The organism is Nocardia cyriacigeorgica NBRC 100375 (assembly GCF_000308555.1).
GTDB classification, from domain to species: Bacteria; Actinomycetota; Actinomycetes; order Mycobacteriales; family Mycobacteriaceae; genus Nocardia; species Nocardia cyriacigeorgica.
Map to the genome: position 1 here is coordinate 1 of NZ_BAFY01000201.1, position 25,691 is coordinate 25,691.

At 69.3% G+C, this 25,691-nt stretch carries 26 protein-coding genes and 1 pseudogene; 15 read left to right on the forward strand and 12 right to left on the reverse strand.

Features of this window, described 5'->3' with window-relative positions:
* From RJ05_RS31470 to RJ05_RS20295, 7 genes and pseudogenes are all read left to right on the forward strand, one after another.
* Nucleotides 1-321: pseudogene (locus RJ05_RS31470) on the forward strand (lytic transglycosylase); the annotation flags it as partial.
* 167 nt (nt 322-488) lie between these two features.
* The gene (locus RJ05_RS20275; protein WP_036539415.1) at nt 489-1,358 is read left to right on the forward strand and encodes a lytic transglycosylase domain-containing protein; all 870 of its coding nucleotides are present in this window, start codon (nt 489-491) and stop codon (nt 1,356-1,358) included.
* Between the two features lie 19 nt (nt 1,359-1,377).
* A complete protein-coding gene (locus tag RJ05_RS20280; protein ID WP_036539417.1) occupies nt 1,378-2,514 on the forward strand; it encodes an Mrp/NBP35 family ATP-binding protein in 1,137 nt (378 codons plus the stop codon).
* Between the two features lie 170 nt (nt 2,515-2,684).
* Nucleotides 2,685-3,041 (forward strand): DivIVA domain-containing protein, encoded by a 357-nt coding sequence (locus RJ05_RS20285; protein ID WP_036539419.1) that lies wholly within the window; start codon nt 2,685-2,687, stop codon nt 3,039-3,041.
* A complete protein-coding gene (locus tag RJ05_RS20290) occupies nt 3,038-3,598 on the forward strand; it encodes a DNA-3-methyladenine glycosylase I (protein ID WP_036539422.1) in 561 nt (186 codons plus the stop codon). Before RJ05_RS20285 ends, RJ05_RS20290 begins: the two co-directional genes overlap by 4 nt.
* A 166-nt stretch (nt 3,599-3,764) precedes the next feature.
* The gene (locus tag RJ05_RS30130; protein WP_011211259.1) at nt 3,765-3,932 is read left to right on the forward strand and encodes a DUF3117 domain-containing protein; all 168 of its coding nucleotides are present in this window, start codon (nt 3,765-3,767) and stop codon (nt 3,930-3,932) included.
* A 31-nt stretch (nt 3,933-3,963) separates the two neighbouring features.
* The gene (locus RJ05_RS20295; RefSeq protein WP_085996244.1) at nt 3,964-4,815 is read left to right on the forward strand and encodes a putative RNA methyltransferase; all 852 of its coding nucleotides are present in this window, start codon (nt 3,964-3,966) and stop codon (nt 4,813-4,815) included.
* A 3-nt stretch (nt 4,816-4,818) separates the two neighbouring features.
* On the opposite strand, the gene glgA is transcribed toward RJ05_RS20295, so the two are convergent.
* Nucleotides 4,819-5,988 (reverse strand): glycogen synthase, encoded by a 1,170-nt coding sequence (gene glgA, locus RJ05_RS20300; RefSeq protein ID WP_036539502.1) that lies wholly within the window; start codon nt 5,986-5,988, stop codon nt 4,819-4,821.
* Between the two features lie 128 nt (nt 5,989-6,116).
* Here glgA and glgC point away from each other — a divergent pair, with 128 nt between their 5' ends.
* Nucleotides 6,117-7,331, forward strand: a complete 1,215-nt coding sequence (glgC, locus tag RJ05_RS20305; protein ID WP_036539424.1) for a glucose-1-phosphate adenylyltransferase — start codon at nt 6,117-6,119, stop codon at nt 7,329-7,331.
* Between the two features lie 51 nt (nt 7,332-7,382).
* On the opposite strand, the gene RJ05_RS20310 is transcribed toward glgC, so the two are convergent.
* The 4 genes from RJ05_RS20310 to RJ05_RS20325 all read right to left on the reverse strand — a co-directional run bounded on the left by RJ05_RS20310 (nt 7,383) and on the right by RJ05_RS20325 (nt 11,522).
* Complete coding sequence (locus tag RJ05_RS20310; protein ID WP_085996245.1) at nt 7,383-9,044, reverse strand: ABC transporter permease; 1,662 nt, start codon at nt 9,042-9,044, stop codon at nt 7,383-7,385.
* Entirely contained in the window at nt 9,041-9,988 is a 948-nt protein-coding gene (locus RJ05_RS20315) for an ABC transporter ATP-binding protein (protein WP_036539427.1), read from the reverse strand. Before RJ05_RS20315 ends, RJ05_RS20310 begins: the two co-directional genes overlap by 4 nt.
* Before the next feature lie 21 nt (nt 9,989-10,009).
* Nucleotides 10,010-10,675 (reverse strand): TetR/AcrR family transcriptional regulator, encoded by a 666-nt coding sequence (locus RJ05_RS20320; protein ID WP_036539430.1) that lies wholly within the window; start codon nt 10,673-10,675, stop codon nt 10,010-10,012.
* Nucleotides 10,676-10,883: 208 nt separating this feature from the next.
* The gene (locus RJ05_RS20325) at nt 10,884-11,522 is read right to left on the reverse strand and encodes an O-methyltransferase (protein WP_014352679.1); all 639 of its coding nucleotides are present in this window, start codon (nt 11,520-11,522) and stop codon (nt 10,884-10,886) included.
* Nucleotides 11,523-11,780: 258 nt separating this feature from the next.
* Between RJ05_RS20325 and sigE the strand changes: the two genes are divergently transcribed.
* The 6 genes from sigE to RJ05_RS20360 all read left to right on the forward strand — a co-directional run bounded on the left by sigE (nt 11,781) and on the right by RJ05_RS20360 (nt 16,538).
* The gene (sigE, locus tag RJ05_RS20335; protein WP_051016765.1) at nt 11,781-12,452 is read left to right on the forward strand and encodes an RNA polymerase sigma factor SigE; all 672 of its coding nucleotides are present in this window, start codon (nt 11,781-11,783) and stop codon (nt 12,450-12,452) included.
* 77 nt (nt 12,453-12,529) lie between these two features.
* Nucleotides 12,530-12,922 (forward strand): hypothetical protein, encoded by a 393-nt coding sequence (locus tag RJ05_RS20340; RefSeq protein WP_036539435.1) that lies wholly within the window; start codon nt 12,530-12,532, stop codon nt 12,920-12,922.
* Nucleotides 12,923-12,932: 10 nt separating this feature from the next.
* The gene (locus RJ05_RS20345; protein WP_036539438.1) at nt 12,933-14,462 is read left to right on the forward strand and encodes a S1C family serine protease; all 1,530 of its coding nucleotides are present in this window, start codon (nt 12,933-12,935) and stop codon (nt 14,460-14,462) included.
* A 33-nt stretch (nt 14,463-14,495) separates the two neighbouring features.
* The gene (gene tatB / locus RJ05_RS20350) at nt 14,496-14,912 is read left to right on the forward strand and encodes a Sec-independent protein translocase protein TatB (protein ID WP_036539440.1); all 417 of its coding nucleotides are present in this window, start codon (nt 14,496-14,498) and stop codon (nt 14,910-14,912) included.
* Between the two features lie 52 nt (nt 14,913-14,964).
* Nucleotides 14,965-15,825 carry a hypothetical protein gene (locus RJ05_RS20355; protein WP_036539442.1) on the forward strand — a complete coding sequence of 287 codons (861 nt, stop codon included), beginning with the start codon at nt 14,965-14,967 and terminating at the stop codon, nt 15,823-15,825.
* Nucleotides 15,826-16,061: 236 nt separating this feature from the next.
* Complete coding sequence (locus tag RJ05_RS20360; protein ID WP_138445650.1) at nt 16,062-16,538, forward strand: hypothetical protein; 477 nt, start codon at nt 16,062-16,064, stop codon at nt 16,536-16,538.
* 43 nt (nt 16,539-16,581) lie between these two features.
* Here the strand turns inward: RJ05_RS20360 and RJ05_RS20365 are convergent, their stop codons facing one another.
* The 6 genes from RJ05_RS20365 to dapE form a co-directional block, all read right to left on the reverse strand.
* Nucleotides 16,582-17,520, reverse strand: a complete 939-nt coding sequence (locus RJ05_RS20365) for a glucosyl-3-phosphoglycerate synthase (RefSeq protein WP_051016766.1) — start codon at nt 17,518-17,520, stop codon at nt 16,582-16,584.
* Nucleotides 17,517-18,398 carry a dihydropteroate synthase gene (folP, locus tag RJ05_RS20370; RefSeq protein ID WP_036539446.1) on the reverse strand — a complete coding sequence of 294 codons (882 nt, stop codon included), beginning with the start codon at nt 18,396-18,398 and terminating at the stop codon, nt 17,517-17,519. Before folP ends, RJ05_RS20365 begins: the two co-directional genes overlap by 4 nt.
* A 52-nt stretch (nt 18,399-18,450) precedes the next feature.
* Entirely contained in the window at nt 18,451-20,160 is a 1,710-nt protein-coding gene (locus RJ05_RS20375; protein WP_051016771.1) for a long-chain-acyl-CoA synthetase, read from the reverse strand.
* A 58-nt stretch (nt 20,161-20,218) separates the two neighbouring features.
* On the reverse strand, nt 20,219-20,854 hold the full coding sequence (locus tag RJ05_RS20380) for an LOG family protein (protein WP_036539448.1): 636 nt from the start codon (nt 20,852-20,854) through the stop codon (nt 20,219-20,221).
* The gene (locus RJ05_RS20385; protein ID WP_036539450.1) at nt 20,848-21,654 is read right to left on the reverse strand and encodes an LOG family protein; all 807 of its coding nucleotides are present in this window, start codon (nt 21,652-21,654) and stop codon (nt 20,848-20,850) included. Before RJ05_RS20385 ends, RJ05_RS20380 begins: the two co-directional genes overlap by 7 nt.
* Nucleotides 21,655-21,877: 223 nt before the next feature.
* Nucleotides 21,878-22,975, reverse strand: coding sequence for a succinyl-diaminopimelate desuccinylase (dapE, locus tag RJ05_RS20390; RefSeq protein ID WP_174343960.1), 1,098 nt, complete (start codon nt 22,973-22,975; stop codon nt 21,878-21,880).
* A 121-nt stretch (nt 22,976-23,096) separates the two neighbouring features.
* Here dapE and dapD point away from each other — a divergent pair, with 121 nt between their 5' ends.
* Nucleotides 23,097-24,044, forward strand: a complete 948-nt coding sequence (dapD, locus tag RJ05_RS20395; RefSeq protein WP_036539451.1) for a 2,3,4,5-tetrahydropyridine-2,6-dicarboxylate N-succinyltransferase — start codon at nt 23,097-23,099, stop codon at nt 24,042-24,044.
* Nucleotides 24,045-24,168: 124 nt separating this feature from the next.
* Here the strand turns inward: dapD and RJ05_RS20400 are convergent, their stop codons facing one another.
* Nucleotides 24,169-25,596, reverse strand: a complete 1,428-nt coding sequence (locus tag RJ05_RS20400; RefSeq protein ID WP_036539453.1) for an acyl-CoA synthetase — start codon at nt 25,594-25,596, stop codon at nt 24,169-24,171.
* Nucleotides 25,597-25,691: the final 95 nt, after the last annotated feature.

The window sequence follows — 25,691 nt, forward strand, 5'->3', positions numbered from 1 at the left end:
ATCTTCTGCCCGCCGCCTCCGCCGCCGGCCCCCGGCCAGGTGGTGCCCGCGCCGATGCCCAAGCCCGGTGCGCCCGCCGAACCGGCGCCTGCCGCACCGCCGGCCGACCCGGCCCAACCCGGTCAGCCCGCGCCCGCCCAGCAGGCGCCCGGCGATCCGGCTCAGCCCGCGCCCGCGGACCCGAACGCGCAGCCTCCCGCCGAACCGTCCACGACCCCGGAGCCGGGTCCCCCGCCCGCGCCCACCGCCACGCCGACACCGCAGCCGGCGGTGACGCTGCCGTTCGGCATCGTGGTCCCACTTCCCGCTCCCCCAAAGTGATTTCAAACCGGAACACAGATCACGAAGCAGTAACAAAAAGATCTCGGATGCTGTAGCCTTCCTTCGTAGGTCACGAAGGGCTCACGGCTGAGACAACGGCTCGTAACGGAGTCGGCGCCCCTCCGCCGTGAGCTCGGCTCATTGAGTCGATGGAGGGTCACAGCACCGTGGGGCGTCACCGCAAACAACCGCCGCCTACCGTTCGGCGAAGCTCCGTACTTGCATTGACCGGGCTCGTTCCCGCCGGATTGGTCGCCGTCAACACCGCATCGGCCGTCGGCACCGATCCCACCGCGGCCTCGATCCAGGCGCACCTGCCCGGCGACGAGGGCGCCGACACCACCGCGAGCTTCGCCGCCGACGCACAGACCGTCGTCGACCTGGAAAGCCTCACCCACGCGATGGCCAAGCAATCGCGTGCGGTCCCGCCGACGGTGAAAACCGTTGCGCTGCCCGAAGATCGGGTGCCTGCCGACCTGCCCGCCGCGCAGATGGGCATACCGGGCATCGCGCACGCCGCCTACGTCGCCGCCGAACAGGCCCTCGCCGTCGAGAACCCCACCTGCCATATGCCGTGGACGGTGCTCGCGGGCATCGGCCGGGTCGAATCGACCCACGTCTACAACGGCAAGGCCGATGCCGACGGCAACGCCCTCGACCCGGTCTACGGCCCGGTGCTCGACGGCAGCCTCGCAGGCAACAATGTCATCCACGATTCCGATGGCGGTGCCCTCGACGGCCTGTCCGGCTACGACCGCGCCGTCGGCCCCATGCAGTTCCTGCCCGAAACGTGGTCGCATTACGCGGCCGACGGCAACGGCGACGGCATCGCCGACCCGCAGAACTACTACGACGCCACCCTGACCGCGGGCAAATACCTCTGCGACGGCGGCCTGGACATGCGCGATCTGGCCCAGCAGTCCAAGGCGATCCTGCGCTACAACAACTCCATGGCCTACGTCGCCAACGTCATGGCATGGGCCAATTCCTACGGCACCGGCATCGCACCACAGCCCGCACAGCTGCCCCGTATCTGAGACGCCTAAAATCGGCGGCATGCCAGTGGTAACGGAAGCGGACGTGCGGGGCGCCCTCGCAAAGGTCGACGACCCGGAAATTCGCAAACCGATCACCGAACTGGGCATGGTGAAAAGCGTCAGCATCGGCGCCGACAGCGATGTCCATATCGAGGTCTACCTGACGACGGCGGGCTGCCCGCTGCGCACCGAGATCACCCAGCGGGTCAGCAAGGCGGTCGCCGACGTCCCCGGCGTCGGCGCGGTCACCGTCGACCTGGACGTGATGAACGATGAGCAGCGCACCGAACTGCGCAAGCAGTTGCGTGGCGACTCCGCCGAACCGGTCATCCCCTTCGCCCAGCCCGGCTCGCTGACCCGGGTGTACGCGGTGGCCTCCGGTAAGGGCGGTGTCGGAAAGTCCAGTGTCACCGTCAATCTCGCCGCTGCCATGGCCGCGCGCGGACTGTCCGTCGGCGTGCTCGACGCCGACATCTACGGCCACTCCATCCCGCGGATGCTCGGCACCGACGCCCGGCCTACCCAGGTCGAGCGGATGATCATGCCGCCCATCGCGCACGACGTGAAGATGATCTCCATCGCCCAGTTCACCCAGGGCAACACGCCGGTGGTGTGGCGCGGCCCGATGCTGCACCGCGCGCTGCAGCAGTTCCTGGCCGACGTGTTCTGGGGCGATCTGGATGTGCTGCTGCTCGACCTGCCGCCCGGCACCGGCGACGTGGCGATTTCCATCGCCCAGCTGATCCCGAACGCCGAGATCCTGGTCGTCACCACCCCGCAGCCGGCCGCCGCCGAGGTAGCCGAGCGCGCGGGCGCCATCGCCTTGCAGACCCGTCAGCGGATCGCCGGCGTGGTGGAGAACATGTCCTGGCTGGACCTGCCCGACGGCACCCGGATGGACCTCTACGGCTCCGGCGGCGGCCAGGCTGTCGCCGAGCGCCTCACCCGCGCTGTCGGCGCCGACGTGCCGCTGCTCGGCCAGATCCCGATCGAGCAGTCGCTGCGCGAGGCGGGCGACGAGGGCACCCCCATCGTGCTGCGCGATCCGGAGAACCCGGCCGCGGTGGCGTTGCGCGAGGTCGCCGACAAGCTCGCGGTGCGCCGGCGTGGACTGGCGGGTATGTCCTTGGGGATCGACACCACACGCCACCTATAGGACACCAGCCGTGGCGTGGTATCGAATCCGACAGTGACAACTGATTTCGCACCGACATGGGTAACTCGCCGGGTACGGGCTAACCCAGCCACTCAGCGACCGCCGGCCGCCGACGCCGCTGGTGCCGCGCCTGAGTCCGGCCAAAAATCGCGGAGAGGCGGAACAGCGTCATGCTCACGCTGCTGTTGTATGTGCTGATCGTCGGGTTGTTGGCCGCGGTGCTGTTCCTACTCGCGGGGGCGGTCTTCGGGCGGTCGGAGGAGCTGGGACCGCTACCGGAGGGCACCACCGCGACGGTGCTTCCGGTCGAGGGGATCTCCGGCGCCGATGTGCGCTCGCTGCGGTTCCAGCAGGTGCTGCGCGGCTACAAGGCCGGTGAGGTGGACTGGGCGCTGGCTCGGCTCGCCGCGCGCATCGACGAACTGCACGGCCAGCTGGCCCAGGCGCGTGCCGAGGCCGGGGCGAACGTGGGCGCCGCCGCGCAGCCCGGTCCGGTTCAGCCGCCGGTTGGCCCGGATCCGCGATGACCGCCGTCGAGCCGGTCCGCTGCCCGTGGTCGCTGGAATCGCAGCTCTATCGCGACTATCACGACACCGAGTGGGGCCGCCCGCTGCACGGTGACGACGCCATGTTCGAACGGCTGTGCCTCGAGGCCTTCCAATCGGGCCTGGCCTGGATCACCATCCTGCGCAAACGCCCGGCGTTCCGGGCCGCCTTCGCGGGGTTCGCCATCGAGAAGGTGGCCCGCTTCGACGACACCGACCGTGAACGCCTGCTCGCCGACCCCGGCATCGTGCGCAACCGCGCCAAGATCGACGCCGCCATCGCCAATGCCAAGGTCGCCCGCGACCTCGATACCAGCCTGGACGAGCTGATCTGGTCGTTCGCTCCGCCCCCGCGCCCCCGTCCGCGCACCCTGGCCGACGTGCCCGCCGTCACACCCGAATCCACCGCTCTGGCAAAGGAATTGAAGCGCCGCGGATTCAGATTCGTGGGCCCGACCACGGCGTACGCGCTGATGCAGGCGACCGGGCTCGTCGACGACCACCTGGCCGATTGCTGGGTCGGCGGCGACCCGCCCTAGACCTACCGAGCGGTCACATTTCGAACTCAGGTATCCGTCCACTCCGGCGATAAGGAAGAATAGACCGAGTGCAGCTCGCCACAATGCCGGCGAGCTGCCCAGTTGGCGACAACTGGAGTTCCAAGCAAGTGCGCAGCACACCGCGCAGATCTGGAGGGAGCAGAGGATGGCGGCCATGAAGCCCCGCACCGGGGACGGTCCCCTCGAGGCAACCAAGGAAGGGCGTGGGATCGTCATGCGGGTTCCACTCGAGGGTGGCGGGCGTCTGGTCGTAGAGCTCACGCCGGATGAAGCCGCAGCGCTCGGTGACGAATTGAAGAGTGTCACCAGCTAGTCACCCGACGACGCACTCGGCACTGACGCTGGTGACGAGTGCGCTGGCCTGCCCGGAATGCCAGGCCGGATTGGCGATGTCGGAGCGGTCGTTGCGCTGCGGCGCGGGGCACAGCTTCGATATCGCCAAGCAGGGGTACGTGACCCTGCTGACCGGTGCCTCGACCAAGATGACCGGCGATACCGCGGCCATGCTCGACGCCAGAGCGGCTTTCCAGGGCGGCGGGCATTTCGCGCCCATCGCCGACGCCATCGTCGCGGCCGTCGCCGGGAACGGGTCCGCCGGGTACCCAGGCTCGGGTCCAAGCGCGTCCGCACTCGTGCTGGAGATCGGCGCGGGCACCGGCTACTACCTGGCCCGGGTCCTGGACGCACTGTCGCATGCCAACGGCATCGCACTCGACGTGGCCAAACCTGCCGGACGACGCGGCGCCCGTGCCCATCCACGGGCCGCGGCGGTGGTCGCCGATGCCTGGCGTGGCCTGCCGCTGCGCGCCGGCACCGTCGACGTGGCCCTGTCGGTGTTCGCCCCGCGCAATCCCGGCGAGGTGGCGCGGGTACTGACCCCGAACGGCCGATTCGTCGTCGTAACCCCTACCGACCGGCACTTGGCCGAGCTGATCGAACCACTCGGCATGGTGAGTGTGGACCCGGACAAGCAGGATCGGCTGACCGCCACCATGTCCGGGCAGTTCGCGCTGCGCGGGCGCGATGCGGTCGAGTACCCGATGAAGCTGGCGCGCACCGACGTCGCCCAGGTGGTCGGCATGGGGCCGTCGGCTCATCACACCGATGCCGTCGAGTCCCGGCTCGCGGCCCTGCCGGACACCATGGAGGTCACCGCTTCGGTACTGGTGGGTACCTATGAACTCGCCGGAGTCTGAACCTCAGGGTTTGCGGACCCGGTCGTAGACCTCGAGAGTCTGCGCGGCGATCCGTGACCAGTCGAATTCGGCCACCGCCCTGGCCCGGCCCGCGGCCCCGTATTCGGCCGCGAGCACCTGATCGGCGGCCAGCTCGTTCACCGCCTCGGCCAGGCCACGCTCGTATTCGCCCGGCGCGGCCGGGTCGTAATGCACCAGCCGTCCGGTGTTGCGGTCGGCGACCACCTCGGGGATGCCGCCCACATCCGAGGCGACGACGGCGGTGCCGCAGGCCATGGCCTCGAGATTCACGATGCCGAGCGGCTCGTACACCGACGGGCAGACGAAGACGGTCGCGGCGGCGAGCACCTGCCGGATCTGCTCGGTGGGCAGCATGTCCTGCACCCAGAACACATTGCCGCGGCGACGGCTCAATTCGTCGACCGCCGAGGCCACCTCGGCGGCCAGCTCCGGCGTGTCGGCCGCGCCGGCGCACAACACCACCTGGATCTCCGGGTCGAAATCACGGGCGGCGGCCAGCAGATGCGCGACGCCCTTCTGCCGGGTGATCCGCCCGACGAAGGCCGCGATCGGCCGGTCCGTGCGTACCCCCAGCTGCCACAGGAAGGGCTCGCCGCCGGTTTCGGGTGCGCCGGGGTGCCACACCGAGGCGTCGATGCCGTTGTGCACCACGTGCACCCGCGCGGGATCAACGGCCGGGTAGGCGTCGAGCACGTCGCGGCGCATCCCCGCGCTGACCGCGATGATGGCGTCGGCGTGTTCGACGGCATTGCGTTCCGACCAGGACGACAGCCGATAGCCGCCGCCGAGCTGCTCGGCCTTCCACGGCCGCCGCGGTTCCAGCGAATGCGCGGTCAGCACATGCGGGATGCCGTAGAGGGTGGCCGACAGATGTCCGGCCAGGCCCGTGTACCAGGTGTGCGAATGCACCACGTCGACCTCGCCGGTGGCATCGGCCATCCGCAGCTGGGCCGACATCATCTGGATCGCGGGATTGGCGGCGTAGAGGTGGGTGTCGGGCTGATGGACCACCGCATCCTCGCGCGGGGCGCCCATGCAGTGCACGGTGACCTCGGCGAGCGCGCGCAGCTCGGCCACCAGCTCGGTGACGTGCACGCCCGCACCGCCGTAAACCTCCGGCGGGTATTCGCGGGTCAGCATGGCGACCCGCAGCCGATCGGCCGGCCCCGTCATCGCCGCCGCGTGCGCGAAACTCACGGATTCAACGTAGACGCTCGGCCGGGCCCGGGCCACTCGCACGCCGCCCCACCTCCTGGCGTGAGGTTCGGTAGTTTGACAGTGTGAGGAGCCAGCCGCACGTACTAGGAATCGTGCTCGCCGGTGGCGAGGGCAAGCGACTCTTTCCACTCACCGCCGACCGCGCCAAGCCGGCGGTCCCGTTCGGCGGTGCCTACCGCCTCATCGACTTCGTCCTCAGCAACCTCGTCAACGCCGGATACCTGCGGCTGTGTGTGCTCACCCAGTACAAATCGCATTCGCTGGACCGGCATATCTCGCAGACCTGGCGACTGTCGGGTTTCGCGGGCGAATACATCACCCCGGTACCGGCGCAGCAGCGGCTCGGGCCGCGCTGGTACACCGGCAGCGCCGACGCGATCATGCAGTCGCTGAACCTGATCTACGACGAGGACCCCGATTACATCGTGGTCTTCGGCGCCGACCACGTCTACCGGATGGACCCCGAGCAGATGGTGGCCCATCACATCGAGTCCGGCGCCGGTGTCACCGTGGCCGGTATCCGGGTGCCGCGCAGTCAGGCCAGCGCGTTCGGCTGCATCGACTCCGACGAGTCCGGGCGCATCACCCAGTTCCTGGAGAAACCCGCGCACCCGCCCGGCACTCCGGACGACCCGAATTCGACGTTCGCTTCCATGGGCAATTACGTGTTCACCACCAGGGTGCTGGTCGATTCGATCCGCGCCGACGCCGAGAACTCCGATTCCGACCACGATATGGGCGGCGACATCATCCCGAAGCTGGTCGCCGCCGGTCAGGCCGCCGTCTACGACTTCGCCGACAACGACGTCCCCGGCGCCACCGACCGCGACCGCGGCTACTGGCGCGATGTCGGCACCATCGACGCCTTCTACGAAGCGCATATGGATCTGGTCTCGGTGCATCCGGTGTTCAACCTCTACAACAAGCACTGGCCGATCCGCGGTGCCGCGGAGAACCTGCCGCCGGCCAAGTTCGCCCAGGGCGGGCTGGCGCAGGAGTCCATCGTGGGCGCGGGCTCGATACTGTCCGCCGCGACGGTGCGCAATTCGGTGCTCAGCGCCAATGTGGTGGTCGACGACGGCGCCACCGTCGAGGGCAGCGTGCTGATGCCGGGAGTCCGCATCGGCAAGGGCGCGGTGGTGCGGCGCGCGATCCTGGACAAGAACGTGGTGGTCTCCGAGGGCGAGATCATCGGCGTCGATCTCGACCGCGACCGCGACCGCTTCGCCATCAGCAACGGCGGCGTCGTCACCGTCGGCAAGGGCACCTGGGTCTGACATCTGACGATGCCCCCTGGCATCGTTGCCAAGGGGCACCGCCGCGTCGGTTCAGCGCAGGTCGCGCCCGCGCCAGCCGACCAGACCCAAGGCCAGCAGAGCCGCCGCCACCAGGGTCACCACCAGCACCGGGGTCGCGGTGAACTCCAATCCCGGCACCTTCGGGGCATGGCTGAACGGTTCGAGATCGCGCAGCCACTGCGGCGCACCCGAGACCGAACCGAGCAGGAAGACCGCGATCGCCGCCGTCAGCACACCCCACGCCACCGGCGTCCAGCGCGGCGCGAGTCCGAACAGGGCAACGGTGATCGCGACGAACAACCAGATCGCCGGCAACTGCACCAGCGCGGCGGCCAGCACACCGGGCAACTTGCCGCCGATATCGTCGGCCGCCAGGCCGTACACCAGCCCGCCGAGCAGGCCCGCGGTCAGCATGGCCAGCACCGGGCCACCGAGCGCGAACAGCAGATGCGACAGCGCCCACCGGACCCGGCCGACGGCGCCGGTGACGACGGTTTCGGCGTGCCCGCTGGTCTCCTCACCGAACATGCGCAGCGTCGCCGAGATGGCGTAGGCCGAGCCCGCGACACCGAGCATGGTGAACGCGTAGGTGACCATCGAGTCCTCCAGCGATTCGGTGCCGCCCATCCGGGTGATGAGATCTCGAATGGTCTCATTCGAACCGAGTTCGTCGCCGATGCCGTGCACCACGCTGCCGATCAGCAACCCGTAGAGCCCCAAGCCGATCGTCCAGGCCAGCAGGGTGCCCCGTTGCAGGCGCCAGGCCAGCCCGAGTGGACCGGCCAGTCCCGTACCGGCCGCGGGCGGGCCGAGTCGTTCGGCGATCAGGCCCGCACCCACGTCGCGGCGCATCAGCAGCAGATAGGCCGCGCCGACACACACCAGCACGGTCACCAGATGCAGCGCCAGGACCCACCAGCGGTCCCCGGCGAAGGCCCGCACCTGCAACGACCAGCCCTGCGGCGAGAGCCAGGTCAGCGGGCTCACCGGCCCGTTCCCGGCCTGGGCGTCGCCCACCGCCCGCAACGTGTAGGCGAGCGCCAGCACACCGAAGGCGATGCCGCGCGCCAGCCGGGCGCTGGTGGACAGCTGCGCGGCCACCGCGGCCACCGCCGCGAACACCATGCCGGAGCCGGCCAGCGCCGCCCCGAACGCCAGCGATCCGCCGGCCGGGACGTCGGTGGCCATCAGGCTCAGCGCGCCGATCACACCGGTGGCCAGCGCGCCGCCGAGCCCGAGCACCAGCGCCGCGGTGAGACCGGCGAAGCGCCCCACCGAGGTGGAAGCGACCAGCTCCGTACGCCCGGTCTCTTCCTCGGCCCTGGTGTGCCGGATGACGGTGAGGATGGTCGCCACCGCGACCAGGGTGAAGAACATCCCCGCTTTCCAGATGCCGACCGCACCGATGCTGGTGTTGTAGATCGGCCCGTACATGGCCAGCTGCGAGGGGCTGGCCAGGATGGAGTCGGCGAAGGAGGCGCGGTCGGCCTCGGTCGGATAGACGGTTTCGATACTCGCGACGTAGACGCTGCCCAAGGGCACCGACAGCAGTAATACCCAGGCGGGCAACACGATTCGGTCGCGGCGCAGCGCCAGGAGCAGCATCCGGCCGGTGCCGGCGAAACCGGACGCGGTGCGGTAGCGGGTGGCGACGCGATGCTCGCCTGTCCTCGGAAGCGTTGCGGTGGTCATTTGCGCACCTGCACCAGCTCGGAGCCGGACGCGGCGTCTTCGGATGCGGCCGCATCCTCGCCATTGACCGAATAGTGCCGCATGAACAGCTCTTCCAGCGTCGGCGGCTGGCTCACCAGACTGCGCACCCCGGTATCGCCGAGGATGCGGATCAGTTCACCCAGATGCTCGCTGTCCACCTGGCAGCGCAGCGTGCGGTCGTCCAGCTGCACATCTTCCACACCCGGCAGCGCACTGAGATCGCCTGGGTCGCCGGTCAATTCGGCGGTGATGGAGGTGCGGCTCAGGTGCCGCATCGAGTCCAGCGTTCCGCTTTCCACGGTGCGGCCGGACCGGATGATGGTCACCCGCTCACACAGCACCTCTACTTCGGACAGGATGTGGCTCGACAGCAGGACCGTGACCCCGCGTTCGGCGGCCTCGGCCACACAATCGCGGAACACCTGCTCCATCAACGGATCGAGGCCCGAGGTCGGCTCATCGAGCAGCAGCAGTTCGGCATTCGACGAAAACGCCGATACCAGCGCGACTTTCTGCCGGTTGCCCTTCGAATAGGTGCGGGCCTTCTTGCGCGGATCGAGTTCGAACCGCTCGATCAACTCGGCGCGCCGGGCGGTATCGATGCCACCGCGCATCCGGGCCAGCAGATCGATGGTCTCACCGCCGGACAGCGACGGCCACAACGTGACATCGCCTGGCACATAAGCGATCCGGCGGTGCAACTCGACCGCGTCCACCCACGGGTCGTGGCGCAGCAGCCGTACGTCGCCGGAGGTGCGGGCCAGCACGCCGAGCAGGATCCGGATGGTGGTGGATTTGCCGGCACCGTTGGGGCCGAGGAAGCCGTGCACCTCGCCCCGGTTCACTTCCAGGTCCAGCCCGTCGAGGGCGCGGACCTGACCGAAGTGTTTGTGCAGGTCCCGGACGTGGATTGCCGATGTCATGGGAACTCCTTCTGCGGAGATCTAGGTATCTGGACTCGGTTGATCGAGGAGAGCGTCGAGCATCATCGGACTGGTCAGCAGGCCGTTGGTGAACAGCTCGACGCCGGGGAGAAGCATTTGGTCGGCGTAGGCGCGCAGGGCCTTGCCGTAGTCGAGGGGGCCGTCGTGCGCGGCGGCATACAGCTGTAGGAACAGCATCAATCCGCCGCCGTTGTTGAGCGCCAGGTAGCGGGCGGTGGCGTGTAGATCGCGCGGGGCGCGGATCGTGCCCGCCGCGATGCCCGCACGCAGATACTGCTCGACGTCGGACACCATGTGCTCGAACAACGTGCCGGCCAGGGCGCCGCCCGCCTGAAAACTTCGCACGATATAGGCGATGACCGGCCCGAAGCTTTCGATCTCGGCGAGCTGGCCGAGGATGTTGGACGGCGACGGATGCTCGACCGAATCCAGCTTGGAATCGCGGATGACCTTGCGTACGTAGTCGTCACATTCCTCGCGCAACCCGTCTTTCGACCCGAAATGGTGATTGACGAGTCCCGGCGAGACACCGGCGGCGGTGGCGATGGCACGCACTCCGACGTTGAACCCCTGCTCACCGAAGACGGTGATGGCGGCGTCGCGGATGCGCGCACGAGTACTCAGATCCGGGGCGGATCCTTCCGATACGGCTGGTCGGTTAAACACATGTTCAATATACTAAACACTCGTTCAATCGGCCGTCAATGGGTGGGCGCAGAACTTCCGTCGAGCGGTCTGGACACCGCCGCGAGCAGCGCAGATGACGGCATCGGGACGGCATGAACGCCCTTCGGTGCAGCGCGGACATCAGGCACGGGAGGCGCGGATGTCGATCACGGGAGACGCGAGCGACAGCCGGCGAATTTGGCCGACGTCAGCCGCGGGAAGCGCAGAGCAGCCCATCCCCGACCGGGATCAGCACGCTGGTCAGATTCGGATCCTCCGCGATCGCCCTGGTCGCCGCGCGCACCGCCTGCGTGGCCGCATCGCGTTGCGCCGGATCGGGCACCCGCCCGCCCAGCAGTGCGTTGTGCAACAGGATCGCCCCGCCGTCGCGTAACAGCCGCACCCCCTCGGCGACGTACTGCGGGTGCTCGACCGGCGCGGCATCGATGAACACCAGGTCGTAGGCACCGTCGGCCAGGCGCGGCAGCACATCGAGGGCGCGGCCGTTGATCAACCGGGTGCGGGCGAGCGGGATATCGGCGGCGCGGAAGGCCTCCTTGGCCGCTCGCTGGTGCTCCGGCTCGGAATCGATCGTGGTCAGCGTGCCGTCCTCGCGCATGCCGTCGAGCAGCCACAGGCCGCTGATTCCCGCGCCGGTTCCCACCTCGACCACGGCCCGCGCGCCGAGCATCTGGGCGTACATGCTCAGCAGCGCGCCCACCGACGGCGCCACCGGGGCGGCGCCCAGCTCGGTGGCCCGCTCGCGGGCGCTGACGAGGATCTCGTCCTCCACGACGGATTCCTCCACGTAGGCGAGATTTCGCTCCAGATTCGATGCCACGCCCATGAGGCTATGCCAAACCGTGACCAGCGGCCTGAAACATTCTCAGGTGTCCCTCAGGATCTCCATACACAGGCCATATCGCGACAGGAAAGAGTAGGCAGCACGCAAGACCAGCCGACCGGCGGGCTCAGAGCCAGAGCACCGGGTCGGGAACAACCGGACACCTTCTCTCGGTTGTACCCGACAGCGACGGTCCGTGGACCCGGACCGCTGCTCGAACTCCGACGCCTCGGTCCCGAGTAGGAGGTATTTCCCATCCACATGGTCGATGCGGCGCGCGAGTACGCCACCCTGCCCGAGCTGCCGACGCAGCGCGATGTCACCGCCCTGGAGCTGGCCGAGGTGGCCGAAGACGAACTGACCGGCACCGCGGCCTTCGATGCCACCGGCGATCGCTCGGTCATGCCCACCTGGGACGAGCTGGTCCGCGAACATGCCGACCGGGTCTACCGGCTGGCCTACCGTCTCTCCGGCGACGCCCAGGACGCCGAGGATCTCACCCAGGAGACCTTCATCCGGGTCTTCCGCTCACTGTCGAACTATCAGCCCGGCACCTTCGAGGGCTGGCTGCACCGCATCACCACCAACCTGTTCCTCGACATGGTCCGCCGCCGCAGCCGCATCCGGATGGAAGCGCTGCCCGAGGACTACGACCGGGTGCCGGCCCAGGGCCCAGGGCCCGAGCAGGTCTACCACGACGCCCGCCTCGATCCCGACCTACAATCGGCGCTGGACGCGCTGGCGCCGGAATTCCGCGCCGCGGTCGTGCTGTGCGATATCGAGGGGCTGTCCTACGAGGAGATCGGGGCAACGCTCGGGGTCAAACTCGGCACCGTCCGCAGCCGGATCCATCGCGGCCGTCAGGCACTGCGCGAGCACCTTGCGCATAATGGAACCCAGGACCGGTTCGCCGACGCGGCGACCAAGTCCTGAACCAGCAAGAACGGGTGATCTCCGGCCGTGGCGCCGCGCCCGGCCGTGATCGAGTCGGTTGGAAGGATGAGCACCGAATGGTTGGCGACTCCGGTACGTCAGGTCGTTCACCGCGTTTCCGTTCCACCGAGCATCTGGCGAGCGAGGCTGTCGCCGCCTATGTGGACGGCGAACTGCGGATGAACGCGTATCTGCGTGCCGCGCAGCACCTTTCCGTCTGCCCCGAATGCGCGGCCGAGGTCGAAGCCCAGCAGCAGGCGCGCATCGCCCTGCGCAGGGCCGCCCAGATCTCCATCCCGCACGGGCTGCACGACAGCCTGACCCGCATTCCGCTCGGCGAACTCCCCGGCACCGATCGTTCCGCCGCCGCGGCGCACAAATCCCGTGACGAGGCCGTTTCCGGTTTCCTCGGTGCGTCTTTCGCGACGAGCTTCGACAGTAGGCGGTGGACAACGTGGTGGCGCAAGTAGAGTTTGGCGCGTGACCACCGAATCGACGAACACCGGATCGGCCGACACCTCGGATTCGGCGGCCAACAGGGGGAACCTGCGGCCGCCGGACGCGCCCGTACTCGGGCCGCGCCCGGTATACCGCCCGCACGTGGATACCCACACCGCTCGCGCCTTCCGCCGCCCCAACGGTCAGGCCGGATCCTTCGCACCACGGCCCGGCTCGGCCACCGCCGCCCAGGGCCCCGACCAGGTGCAGAACCGGCCGCCGGACGCCGTGCTGGCCGAGGCGTTCGGCCGGCCGGAAGGTTCCGACGAACTCCTCCAGCGTGATCCCGACGCCGTCACCGGCGAGCCCGAGGTGGCAGGCCCCGCCGATCCGTGGCGCGACCCGGAATCCGGCGCCCGCCTCGGTGCGCCCGCCCTGCCCACCCCCGCGGCCCGGACGCACACCGAAGCCACCAAGCTCTCGGCGCGCGAGGTGCTGTTCGGTTCCCGGGTGGCGCCGCGCGCACTGGCGCTGCTGGCCGCCATTGCCTTGGTCATCGGCCTGATCGGCGGCCTCGTCGGCCGGTTGACCGCGGAGACCGCCTCCACCCTGACCTCACGCAAGGTTGCCCTCGAGCAGACCGGAGATCCCGAGCAGCCGCACGGTCAGATCGCCCAGGTCGCCGACGCGGTGCTGCCATCGGTGGTCTCGATCCGCACCACCGTCGGCGACAACGGTGCCACCGGCTCGGGCGTGGTCATCGACGGCAACGGCTACATCGCCACCAACAATCACGTCATCTCGATGGCCGCCCAGGACGGTTCCGGCAACGCCAAGATCCAGGTGATGTTCTCCGACGGCACTCGGGTGCCCGCGAACATCGTCGGCCGCGACACCAAAACCGACCTGGCGGTACTGAAGGTCGATGTGAAAAATCTCACTGTCGCGCAGCTCGGTAAGTCCGAGGACGTCCGCGTCGGCGACGCCGTGCTCGCCATCGGTTCCCCACTGGGACTGAGCAAAACGGTCACCTCCGGGATCGTCAGCGCACTGCATCGCCCGGTGAAGCTCGAGGGTGAGGGCAGCGACACCAAGGCCGTCATCGACGCGGTGCAGACCGACGCCTCCATCAACCCCGGTAACTCCGGTGGCGCGCTGGTGGACATGGAGGGCCGGGTCGTCGGCATCAATACCGCCATCCGCAGCGAGACCGGCGGTTCGGTCGGCCTCGGCTTCGCCGTCCCGGTGGACGTGGTCACCGACGTCGCGCAGACGCTGATCCGCGATGGCGTCAAACACCATCCGGTGATCGGCCTGAGCGCTCGCACGAAGGCCGTGGCCAACGAGGCGATGAGCGGTGCCGAGGTGGCCGATGTGGCGCCGGGCGGGCCTGCCGCGCGGGCGGGGATCGTGGAGGGTGACGTCATCGTCAAGGTCGGTGATCGTGAGGTGACCGGGCCGGAAGAGCTGGTCGTCGCGGTGCAGGCGAACAAGATCGGCGACACCGTGACGGTGCGGTTGATCCGGGAAGGCCGGCAGGTGGACGTTCCGGTCACCCTGGAATCCGACTGATCCGGCGCCCCCGGCGCGCGGTAGCCTGGTCTGGTGTTCAGCAACATCGGGTGGAGCGAGATGGTCATCCTGCTCGTGGCCGCCCTCGTCATCCTCGGTCCGGAGCGTTTGCCCGGTGCCGTGCGCTGGACCACGCGCAGCCTGCGCCAGGTGCGCGATTACGCCAGTGGCGCGACCGCGCAGTTGAAGCAGGAGCTCGGGCCCGAATTCGAGGACCTGCGTAAGCCGCTCGCCGACCTGAACGAGCTGCGCGGCATGACCCCGAAGTCGATGGTGACCAAACACCTTCTGAACGGTGACGATTCGCTGTTCAGCGATCTCGGCAAGGCCATGCCGGACAAGCAGGACCTCTACGGCACCAATAGCGGTATGCCGGGTTACCCAGCGCCGAAGCCGGAGAAACCGTTGGAGCGCAACGAACGTCCGCCGATCGACACCGACGCCACCTGATCTGTCAAGCGAACTAGACACCCGTCCGGCTTACGCTGTCTACACTTCGCACATGTCGGCCGATGACGTGGCGCGGGTGTTCGCGATCGAGGACAAGGTCGAGCGCCTCAAGGCAGCCACTGACGGTGTCGCGGCGGCGCAGCAGACCATCAACGAGCTCACGCGAATTCGTCGCGCGGTTATTCGTGAATTGCATGCCGAGGGCTGGACGTTCGCCAGAATCGGTGCGGCAGCCGGGCTTTCCCGGGCGCGCATCCATCAGGTGAGCACGCAGGGCCCGGCGCCGGAAGGCTTGTTCTTCGGGCACGGCTCGCTCACCGTCCTCACGCCCCGGGTGCGTACCGGTCGGTTGATCGGCGCCCCCGATCCGGCCGCGGCCCCACGCCTGGCGGATCTGCTGCGGGAACTGGGATTCGCGGTCACCGTCGAACAGTTCCCGCCGGGACATCCCCTCGATCTCAATCGCGACGGGCTGATCGTGCTCGGCGGGCCCGAACTCTCGCCGAGCCTGCGTCAGCTCATCGCCGCCGATCCGCGGCTGCGCCGCTCGGTGGCCCGTGCCGGTGACGGACGTCGCGGTATCGAGGATCGGGCTGCGCGGCGGGTGTACCGGCCCTCCGGTCCCGACCCGCACGACATCGCCTATCTGGCCCGGCTGCCGCGCCCCGACGGCCAGGGCTCGATTCTGGTGATCGACGGCCTGCACCCGCCCGGCTCGCTCGGCGCGGTCCGCCTGCTGGCGACTCGGCTCGCCGGACTGCACGAACGCGCGGGCACCCGCCGGTTCTCGGTATTGATCGCGGTGCGCTTCGACCGCGCGACCGGTGAGCCACTGGAAGCCGAGCTGCTCACGCCGGTGTATCGCCATGAGCCGGCCGAGGTGCGGCCGACGGCCATTCGCACCCGTCGCTGAATCCGGCCCGCCGCTGACCGGTGCGGCGGTGAACCGGTCGCGCCGCTGGTCCCGGCACGACGGTGAGCCCGCCGACGACTGAATCACCGGCGACACCGCAGCTTGAACGCTCACCCTCGAGCTCACACGTCACCGCCACATGCTTAGATAGCCAGGAAATAACCATTCGTCGGCACCGACCCTGCTCGGTACCGGTTTTCCGGCAATCACATGACGCGGAGGCACAGGTGAATGTGATGACGATCATTGCGATAGCACTGATCGCAATCGGATTGCTGGTGACCATCGCCATCTTCATCCGCAAGCCCGCCGAACACCGCCGCGCCCACGTCACGGTGGCCGAGCTCCAGGCCAGGCTCGCCGATGAGTCCGGGCCGGAGCACGCGCGCGCAGAGAGCCCGGAGTCGGCAGCGGAGTCCGGAGCGACGGCAGCGGATTTCGAGCCGGCAGCGCCGGATGTGCGTGATCGGACGAGCACGGACGCGATCGGACCGGCCCGCACCGACGAGCAGACCGCCGGCACGGACGAGCAAGCGCGAGCCCACGCCGACGAGCAGGCACCGGCCGATACGGGCCCACAGGCGCTGGGCGATACCGCAACGGCCCAGAAGCCGACCTCCGAGCAGGCACCGACAGAACCGTCAGCCGACGCTGACCGCCGGACCGAGACGCAACCTGCCGAAGACACGACCCACAAGCCCGACGCAGGCTGAGGCCACCCCGGCCGCTCTCACCGACCGGCTGCCCGGTCTACCCTCAGGCCGCGACGCTCTCCGGCCGCACCGTGTTCATCGGCGGCCGATCCGTCAGGCACACCTCCGTGCTGTGTGCGGTGAACTCGTCGCCGATCAGCGGGAACTGGGTCAGCGCCGCGCCGGAATCACGTACACCGCTGCGGCCCAGGACGGTGCCGAGGATCTGCCTGCTCATCACGCCGAGGTCGGCCAGCGGGCGGTTGCGGTGGGTGCGCACGCCCAGGTTGACCTGGCCGATCGCGTCCAGGCCGAGCCGGTCGTAGGTGTCGAGCAGCAGCCCGATCTCCACGCCGTAGCCGGGGGCGAACGGCACCGAGGTGAGCAGTTCCCTGGTACCGGCGTATTCGCCGCCGAGCGGTTGCAGCACCTCCGACAGATCGGGGCGAAGGGCCGCGAGCAGCGGGCGGGCCACCAGCTCGGTGACGCGGCCGCCGCCGTGCGCCTCGACCGCGTCGCCCTGCCGCAGCGGTCTGCGGTAGTAGGCCTTGACCAGGTGCAGATCGTCCACCGTCAGCAGCGGGCCGAGCAGTTTGGGCACGAAGGCCGGGTCGGGGTCGATCAGATCCGAGTCGACGAAGGCGACCAGGTCGCCGCTGGTCACCGCCAGCGAACGCCACAGCACCTCGCCCTTGCCCGGCACCGGATCGAGTTCGGGGACGGCTTGTTCCCGGCTGACCACCCGAGCGCCGGCCGCGCGTGCCCGCTCGGCGGTGGCGTCGGTGGATCCGGAATCGAGTACCACGAGTTCGTCCACCAGGCTGCCGAGCAGCGGCCGGATACTGGCCACCACCGCGGCGACGGTGTCCTGTTCGTTCAGCGCGGGCAACACCACCGACACGGTTCGGCCCGCCTTGGCGGCGACGAGTTCGTCCACCGACCAGTCGGGGGTATCCCAGGTATTCGTCATTGCCCAGCCGGGCTCACGGTGTTGGATGTTCATACCAGACCTCGCAGGGTTCGTGCGGGGGGCCGGATACCCTGTATCGCGGCGATCATGTCCACCACGCGCCGGGTCGCGGCGACTTCGTGGACGCGGAAGACTCGAGCGCCTGCCGCTGCCGACCATGCCGTTGCTGCCAATGTGCCCTCCAGCCGCTCGGTGAGATCGACACCAAGAGTCTCTCCGATGAAATCCTTGTTGGAGAGCGCCATCAAGACCGGCCATCCGGTATTTACAAGATCGTCGGCTCTACGCAACAGTTCGAGCCCGTGGTAGGTGTTCTTGCCGAAATCGTGGGTGGGGTCGATCAGGATCGAGTCGCGCCGCACCCCGGCGGCCTCCGCCGCCTCCGCCGCCCGCACCACCGTCGCGGTGACCTCGGCGACCACATCGCTGTAGCGGACCCGATGCGGCCGGGTGCGCGGCACCGCGCCGCCGGTATGGCTGCACACGATCCCGGCGCCCAGTTCGGCGGCGACGGCGACCAGCTCGGGGTCGGCGCCCGCCCAGGTGTCGTTGATCAGGTCGGCGCCCTCCCCGATCGCCTTGCGCCCCACCTCCGCACGCCAGGTGTCGACGCTGATCAGCAGATCCGGGTAGGCGGCGCGGATGGCGGCCACGAACGGGACCACCCGGCGGATTTCCTCGGCGGCGTCGACCACCTCGCCGGGCCCGGCTTTGACGCCGCCGATGTCGACCAAGTCGGCGCCCTCGTCGACGGCGCGGGCGACGGCGTCCATGGCAGCGGCATCGGTGAAGGTGGCGCCACGGTCGTAGAACGAGTCGGGGGTGCGGTTCACAATCGCCATGACCAGCGCCCGATCCGTCGCCACCGGGCGTCCGCACAGGGTCGGCGACGGCGCGTCGGGGCGGAACATGGGGTCGACTGTACCGACTCGTGTAATAGCCGCTGCGGGCCGCAGACCCCGGTCAGCCCCGGGGCGCACGCCCGGCTGCCACATCCGCGGCGTATCCGGCATAGGCCGGGATATAGCCGTCGGTGCGGCCGGCGAGGACGAACAGGTCGGTGTCATCGTCGGGCGAATACCCCTGTTTGCGCAGTTCTACCTTGCGGCTCTTGAACGTGGAGGTGGTCTCGAGCTCATCGACCACCCGGACGAACAGCGGCACCGCGTAGCCGGGCAGCCGCTCATACGCCAGCCGGGCCAGCTCGTGTCCGTCGAATCCGGCGCCGGGCGCGAGCGTCACCGCCGCCATCCCGGCCTTACCGTCCGCCCCTGGAATGTCCACGCCGAACACCACTGCCTGGGAGATCGACGACGAAGCGCTCAGTGCCGCCTCGACCTCGCTGGTGGCCACATTCTCGCCCTTCCAGCGGAAGGTGTCGCCGAGCCGGTCGACGAAGGCGATATGGAACCAGCCCTGATCACGGACCAGGTCACCGGTGTCGAACCAGACATCGCCGGTACGGAAGCCGTCACGGACGAGTTTGGCCTCGGAGGCGGCCTCGTCGGTGTAGCCGTCGAACGGCGTGCGGCCGGTGACCTTGGCCAGCAACAATCCGACGCCGCCGGAGCGCACCCGGCGCAACCGGCCGCCCGGGCCGCGCGCGGGCTTTCCGGTGGCGTCGTCGTATTCGACGATGGCGTAGGGCAGCGGACCGAATCCGGCGGTGCGATCGACCCCGAAGGCGTTGACGAAGGCGATATTGGATTCGCTGGCCCCGTAGAACTCCACGATCCGCCCGATGCCGAAGCGGCGTTTGAACTCGTCCCACAGTTCCGGCCGCAACCCGTTGCCGACGGCCAGCCGCACCCGATGCGCGCGGTCGGTGGGCTTGGCCGGCTGGTTGAGCAGATACCGGCACAGCTCGCCGATGTAGATGAACGCAGTGGCCCGTTCCCGGATCGCCTCGTCCCAGAACCGCGAGGCGGAGAACTGGCGTCCCAGCGCGAAGGTCGCACCGGCCGCGAGCACCGACGACAGCGCCACCGTGAGCGCGTTGTTGTGATACAGCGGCAGGCAGCAGTACATGGTGTCGTCGCCGCGCAACCGGACGCCGAGCCCACCGAGCCCGGCCATGCTCTTGGTCCAGCGCAGATGCGTCATGACGCTGGCCTTGGGCAGCCCGGTGGTGCCCGAGGTGAAGATCAGGAACGCTCGCTCCCCCGCGGTCACCTCGGCGCAGGCGGGCGGATCGGACGGATCACCGAGCCGGGCCTCGGCGTGCAGATCCTCGGCGTAGAGCACGTTCCCGGGTGGTTCGGACAGCGAGTCGAGCGCCTCCCGGCATTCCGCGCCGACCACGTTCAGCACGCTGCCGAGCAGCCCGAAGCTGTGCGCGAGCACCTGATCGCGCTGATGGTGATTGAGCAGGCCGACGGTGGCGCCGAGCTTGACCGTGGCCAGCACCGTGAACAGCGTCTCCGGGCGATTGGTCATCAGCACACCGACCACGTCGCCGCGGCCGACCCCGCGCCCGGCCAGCACGCTGGCGTAGCGGTTCACCAGCGAATTGGCTGCGCCGTAGGTGTATTCGTCGCCCTCGAAGCGCAAGAACGGCCGATGCGGATGACGGTGGGCCGCCCGCTGGAAATACCGGCCGACCGACGCCTTGTCAGCGGGGCCGACCAGCATGCCGAGGGCATTGCGCAGCATGCCTGGGGCATCCAACGCCATCCCGGGCAGGCTTTTGGCCAGGTCGAACACGCTGACGGTGGCGTCGTCGCTCACGGGATCAGTGCTCCTCGATCGGCTGCTGCTGCGCGGCAGCGGGATTGCCCACCGGCTCCGGCCCGCCGTTCTCCCGACGTGGGATGCGTGGGTGTAGCGCCTCGAACGCCTCGTCGAGGTCGGCTACCACACGCACCCGGTCCAGTGCGGGCTGTGGGACGAACCCGCGGGCGTGCAGCTCGTCCACCCAGGCGAACAGCCCGCGATAGTGTCCGTCCGGGTCCAGCACGACCACCGGTTTGTCGTGCACGCCGAGATAGGCCCCGGTCCAGGTCTCGAAGAATTCCTCGAGGGTGCCGATACCGCCGGGCAGGGTGAGGAAGGCATCGGCGCGGTCTTCCATCACCTGCTTGCGCTGGCGCATGGTGTCGGTGACGACGAGTTCGTCGGCGTCCACATCGGCGACCTCGCGATGCACCAGGTGCTTCGGGATGACGCCGATGGTGTTCGCACCGCCGGCGCGCGCGGCCGTGGCCACCGCCCCCATCATCGACACGTGGCCGCCGCCGGAGACCAATTGCCAACCGCGCCGGGCGATCTCGGTGCCCACCTGCGCGGCCAGCGCCAGCTGCGCCTGGTCGATGGTGCTGGCCGAGCAGTAGACGCAGACGGCATAGGCACGTTCGCCCGCGCTCACCATTTGTCCTCCGTGCCCATGGTTTCCAGGTTCTCGCGTTCGGCCGTCGCCTGCTCGAGAATCCGCACGACGTCCTCGACGCTGTCGGTGACGTAGAGCAGATCGACATCGCCCGGTGAGATCTTGCCCGCCCCCAGCAGCGAATCGCGGATCCAGTCCACCAGCCCGCCCCAGAACCTGGTGCCGAACAAGATGATCGGGAACCGGGTGATCTTGCGGGTCTGCACCAGCGTCAGCGCCTCGAACAGCTCGTCCATGGTGCCGAAACCGCCCGGCAGGCAGACGAAGGCCTGGGAGTACTTGACGAACATGGTCTTGCGGACGAAGAAGTAGCGGAAATTGATGCCGAGATCGACCCATTCGTTGAGCCCCTGCTCGAACGGCAACTCGATGCCGAGCCCGATCGAATAGCCGCCGGCCTCACACGCGCCGCGGTTGGCGGCCTCCATCGCGCCCGGCCCGCCTCCGGTGATCACCGCGAACCCGGCGTGCGCCAATGCCGAACCGATGGCGCGGGCGGCCTCGTACTCGGGATGATCGACCGGGGTACGCGCCGAACCGAACACCGACACCGCGCGCGGCACCTCGGCCAGCGCCCCGAAACCCTCCACGAATTCGGCCTGGATGCGCAGCACCCGCCACGGGTCGGTATGCACCCAGTCGCTGTCACCGCGCCGATCCAGCAGATTCCGGTCGGCGGTGCCGATCCCGGGCTTGCGATCCCGGCGAAACATGATCGGCCCGCGGAATCTGGCTGTCGACTTCGGCTTGCTGTTGGGGGGCTCGGCGGCGTCAGTGGACATGGCCGGAGTCTAATTGCGGCGCCTGCGGCACCGCGGTTCGCGGCCCCTGGGAGTCTCGTACTCCGCTACCGCTGCTTGCCTTCGGCGTGCGCAGCGGCAGCGGAGACACGAGACGGGCCGCGAACTCGGGGGCTCGGTCTCGCTTCGCTCGAAAACGGGGGTTGATCCACCGTGTGTTTTGTTTCCGTCGCTGGTCGGAGGCTATCCGGCGGCGCGACTGCGATTACGCGGAGCCGGTCAGATAGCTCCGCAGCATCGCGGTGACCTGGGTGATCTGGGTCAGCGGGACCCGCTCGTCGCGCTTGTGCGCCAGGTTCGGATCGCCGGGGCCGAAGTTCACCGCCGGGACGCCGCGGGCGGCGAAACGGGAGACGTCGGTCCAGCCGTATTTGGCGCGCACCCCGGCCGCGCCGTGCGCGTGCACCGTGGTGATCAGGTCCTTGGCGGCGGGGGCGGTCAGGCCGGGCAGGGCGCCGGGGGCCGCGTCGGTGACCTGGAAGTCGAGTTCGAGACCGGCGAAGACCTCGCGGACGTGGTCGGTGGCCTGGGCGACGCTGCGGTCGGGCGCGAAGCGGAAATTGACGTCGACCTCGGCGGCATCGGGCACCACATTGCCCGCGACCCCGCCGGCCACCCGCACCGCCGACAGCCCTTCGCGGTAGACACAGCCGTCGATATCGACCTCACGCGCCCGGTACTCCGACAGCCGCTGCAAGACCGGCGCCAAACGATGAATGGCGTTGTCGCCCAGCCAGGCCCGCGCCGAATGCGCCCGGGTGCCCGAGGTGGTGAGCCGGGCGCGCAATGTGCCCTGACAGCCGGCCTCGACCCAGCCGCCGGACGGTTCGCCGAGGATGGCCAGATCGCCGTCCAGCCACTCCGGGCGTTCGCGCTCGATCCGGGCCAGGCCGTTGAACTCTGCGGCGATTTCCTCGCAGTCGTAGAAGATCAGCGTCAAGTCGTGCGCGGGTTCGGCGATGGTGGCGGCCAGATGCAGGAACACCGCATCGCCGGATTTCATATCGACGGTGCCGCAGCCGTACATCACCGGCTCGCCGTCCTCGATGTCCATCCGGCTGGGCACGTTGTCAGCGATCGGCACGGTGTCCAGATGCCCGGCCAGCACCACCCGGGTCGGCAGCCCGCGATCGGTGCGCGCGAGCACCACGTTGCCGTCCCGCACGATCTCGAAGCCGGTGGTCTGGGTCCGCAACGCGGCCTCGACCGCGTCGGTGACGGCAAGCTCGTCCCTGGACACACTCGGGATGTCGACGAGGGCGGCGGTAAGGGCAATCGGGTCGGCGCGCAGATCGAGGGTCACCCGGCTCAGCGTAGTCAGCCGCCACTCGGTGCCCGGGACCTCGGCCACCGGCCGTGATCTGCGCGGCAGCCGCTGACGTGGCTGCACCACGCGACCGGGACGGTCGGTAGGCTCTGCTGACGTGAGCATTCAGGGAGCAACTGCAGTCGGTATCGCCAATGTGACCGCGGACGGCACCGTCCTCGACACCTGGTTCCCGAATCCCCAGCTGGGTGAATTCGCCGAAACCGCGACCAAGCGGCTCGACGAGGTGCCCGCGGAGTTCGCCGCGCTGGTCGGTCCCGACGAGGCGCGCGGCGTCGAGGTGATCGCGGTGCAGACAACCATCGCCGACCTGTCCGCCGCGCCGGTGGACGCCCACGACGTCTACCTGCGGCTGCACCTGCTCTCGCACCGGCTGGTCCGCCCGCACGAGGTGAGCCTGGAAGGCCAGTTCGGCCTGCTCAGCAACGTGGTGTGGACCAACCACGGCCCGGCCGCGGTGGAGGGTTTCGAGACCACCCGCGCCAAGCTGCGCGCCCGCGGCCCGGTGACCGTCTACAGCGTCGACAAGTTCCCGCGCATGGTCGACTACGTGGTGCCCTCCGGTGTGCGCATCGGTGACGCCGACCGCGTGCGCCTCGGCGCGCATCTGGCCTCGGGCACCACCGTCATGCACGAAGGCTTCGTCAACTTCAACGCGGGCACCCTCGGCGCGTCGATGGTCGAGGGCCGCATCTCCGCCGGCGTCGTGGTGGGCGACGGCTCCGATATCGGCGGCGGCGCCTCCACCATGGGCACCCTCTCCGGCGGCGGCACCACCGTCATCTCCATCGGTGAGCGCTCCCTGCTCGGCGCCAACTCCGGCCTCGGCATCCCGCTCGGCGACGACTGCGTCCTCGAAGCCGGCCTCTACCTCACCGCGGGCACCAAGGTCACCACCCCCGACGGAACCACCGTCAAGGCCGCCCAGCTCAGCGGCCAGAACAACCTGCTGTTCCGGCGCAACTCCGTCACCGGCGCCGTCGAGGTCGTGCACCGCAAGGGCACGGGCATCGAACTCAACGCCGACCTGCACGCCAACGACTGATCACTGTTGGGGGCGAGGCTGCCCGCCTGCCCTGCTGCGCGCGTTCGCGGCAGGGCAGGCGGGACCCCGCCGAATCCGGACACGCACCGGTAGTGGTCGACCGGCACAGTCACCGAGTGTGAGCTCAGCCGAGCAGCTTCTTCTGCACCTTGCCCATCGCATTGCGGGGCAGGGTGTCGACGACGCGTACCTCGCGGGGGCGTTTGTGGACGGAGAGTTCCCGGGCCACATGGTCGATCAGGTCGGACTCCGCGGGAGCTGTCATACCTGCGCGCGGGACCACGTAGGCGACGATGCGTTGGCCCAGGTCGGGGTCGGGTAGGCCGACAACGGCGGCTTCGGCGACGGCGGGGTGGCCGAGGAGGGTCGTTTCGACTTCGCCGGCGCCGACGCGGAAGCCGCCGGATTTGATGAGGTCGACCGATTCACGGCCGACGATGCGGTGGAAACCGTCCTGGTCGATGACCGCAACGTCGCCGGTGCGGAACCATCCGTCTTCGGTCCAGCAGTCGGAGGTCGCCTCCGGCAGATTGAGGTACCCGTCGAACAGCATCGGTCCGCGGACCTGGAGCCCGCCGATACTCTCGCCATCGTGGGGTACCGGAGCTCCGGATTCGTCGCACAACCTGGTTTCCACACCGCGCACGGGCAGGCCGACCCAGCCGGGGCGGCGTTCACCGTCCGCGCGGGTGGACAGGGTGATCATGGTTTCGCTCATGCCGTAGCGCTCGACGGGCGCGTGGCCGGTGAGTTCGGCGAGACGCTCGAAGACCGGCACGGGCAGGGGCGCGCTGCCGGAGACGAGCAGGCGGGCGTCGGCCAATTGCTTGGCGGCGTCCGGGTTTTCGGCGATACGCGACCATACCGTCGGCACACCGAAATACAGGGTGCCCGGCGCGGCGGCGTAGGCCTCAGGGGTGGGCTTGCCGGTGTGGATCAGCGGACTGCCGACGCGCAGCGCGCCGAGAACACCGAGGATCAGGCCGTGCACATGGAACAGCGGAAGGCCGTGCACCAGCACGTCGTCGGCGGTCCACGACCAGGCCTCGGCGAGCGCGTCGAGGCCGTCGGCGATGGCGCCCCGACTGAGCATCACGCCCTTGGGCAGGCCGGTGGTGCCGGAGGTGTAGAGCACGAAAGCCGTTGTCGCCGGGTCCGGTTCGGGATAGGTGTGCCACGACCTGGCATGCAATCGGACGGGCACCACCGGCAGGTCGGTCCCCTCCGGCGCTTCGCCGAGCCAGGCCTGCGCCCCGGAATCGGCCAGGATATGGGCGGATTCGGCGGACCCGGCATCCGGCGGCACCGGCACGGCCGTCACTCCGGCGATCAGGCAGCCGACCACGGCGAGCACAGTGGTCGCGGTCGGGCGCGCCAGCACCGCCACCCGGTCGGCGCGGGCGATGCGCTCGGCCACCGAGGTCGCGGCGCCGAGCAGATCGCTACGCGAGAACCGCGTTCCGTCGATAGTGACGGCATCGGGGATATCGGCGCCGGCGGCGACGGCGAGCGGATCCAGGGAGCGGAGCAGCAGCGGCGGACCGTAGGGCATTCGCTCACGCTACCGCGACGCGCGCGACGGGCCTGGATCGAGGCGGCGCGGCGGCACCACGGGCCGCGCTGCCGAGGGGGCACAGTGCGACCGCG

What these genes read in the sequence shown, in the direction of transcription:
- folP (WP_036539446.1), bottom strand. Translation starts at nt 18,398, where the DNA reads ATGTTCCGCCCCGACGCGCCGTCGCCGACCCTGTGCGGACGCCCGGTG.
- RJ05_RS20380 (WP_036539448.1), bottom strand. Translation starts at nt 20,854, where the DNA reads ATGGTGAGCGCGGGCGAACGTGCCTATGCCGTCTGCGTCTACTGCTCG.
- RJ05_RS30130 (WP_011211259.1), top strand. Translation starts at nt 3,765, where the DNA reads ATGGCGGCCATGAAGCCCCGCACCGGGGACGGTCCCCTCGAGGCAACC.
- sigE (WP_051016765.1), top strand. Translation starts at nt 11,781, where the DNA reads ATGGTCGATGCGGCGCGCGAGTACGCCACCCTGCCCGAGCTGCCGACG.
- RJ05_RS20310 (WP_085996245.1), bottom strand. Translation starts at nt 9,044, where the DNA reads ATGACCACCGCAACGCTTCCGAGGACAGGCGAGCATCGCGTCGCCACC.
- RJ05_RS20360 (WP_138445650.1), top strand. Translation starts at nt 16,062, where the DNA reads ATGACGATCATTGCGATAGCACTGATCGCAATCGGATTGCTGGTGACC.
- RJ05_RS20285 (WP_036539419.1), top strand. Translation starts at nt 2,685, where the DNA reads ATGCTCACGCTGCTGTTGTATGTGCTGATCGTCGGGTTGTTGGCCGCG.
- RJ05_RS20325 (WP_014352679.1), bottom strand. Translation starts at nt 11,522, where the DNA reads ATGGGCGTGGCATCGAATCTGGAGCGAAATCTCGCCTACGTGGAGGAA.
- RJ05_RS20400 (WP_036539453.1), bottom strand. Translation starts at nt 25,596, where the DNA reads ATGCCCTACGGTCCGCCGCTGCTGCTCCGCTCCCTGGATCCGCTCGCC.
- RJ05_RS20385 (WP_036539450.1), bottom strand. Translation starts at nt 21,654, where the DNA reads ATGTCCACTGACGCCGCCGAGCCCCCCAACAGCAAGCCGAAGTCGACA.
- RJ05_RS20340 (WP_036539435.1), top strand. Translation starts at nt 12,530, where the DNA reads ATGGTTGGCGACTCCGGTACGTCAGGTCGTTCACCGCGTTTCCGTTCC.
- RJ05_RS20355 (WP_036539442.1), top strand. Translation starts at nt 14,965, where the DNA reads ATGTCGGCCGATGACGTGGCGCGGGTGTTCGCGATCGAGGACAAGGTC.
- RJ05_RS20290 (WP_036539422.1), top strand. Translation starts at nt 3,038, where the DNA reads ATGACCGCCGTCGAGCCGGTCCGCTGCCCGTGGTCGCTGGAATCGCAG.
- RJ05_RS20280 (WP_036539417.1), top strand. Translation starts at nt 1,378, where the DNA reads ATGCCAGTGGTAACGGAAGCGGACGTGCGGGGCGCCCTCGCAAAGGTC.
- RJ05_RS20375 (WP_051016771.1), bottom strand. Translation starts at nt 20,160, where the DNA reads ATGGCGTTGGATGCCCCAGGCATGCTGCGCAATGCCCTCGGCATGCTG.
- RJ05_RS20315 (WP_036539427.1), bottom strand. Translation starts at nt 9,988, where the DNA reads ATGACATCGGCAATCCACGTCCGGGACCTGCACAAACACTTCGGTCAG.
- RJ05_RS20365 (WP_051016766.1), bottom strand. Translation starts at nt 17,520, where the DNA reads ATGAACATCCAACACCGTGAGCCCGGCTGGGCAATGACGAATACCTGG.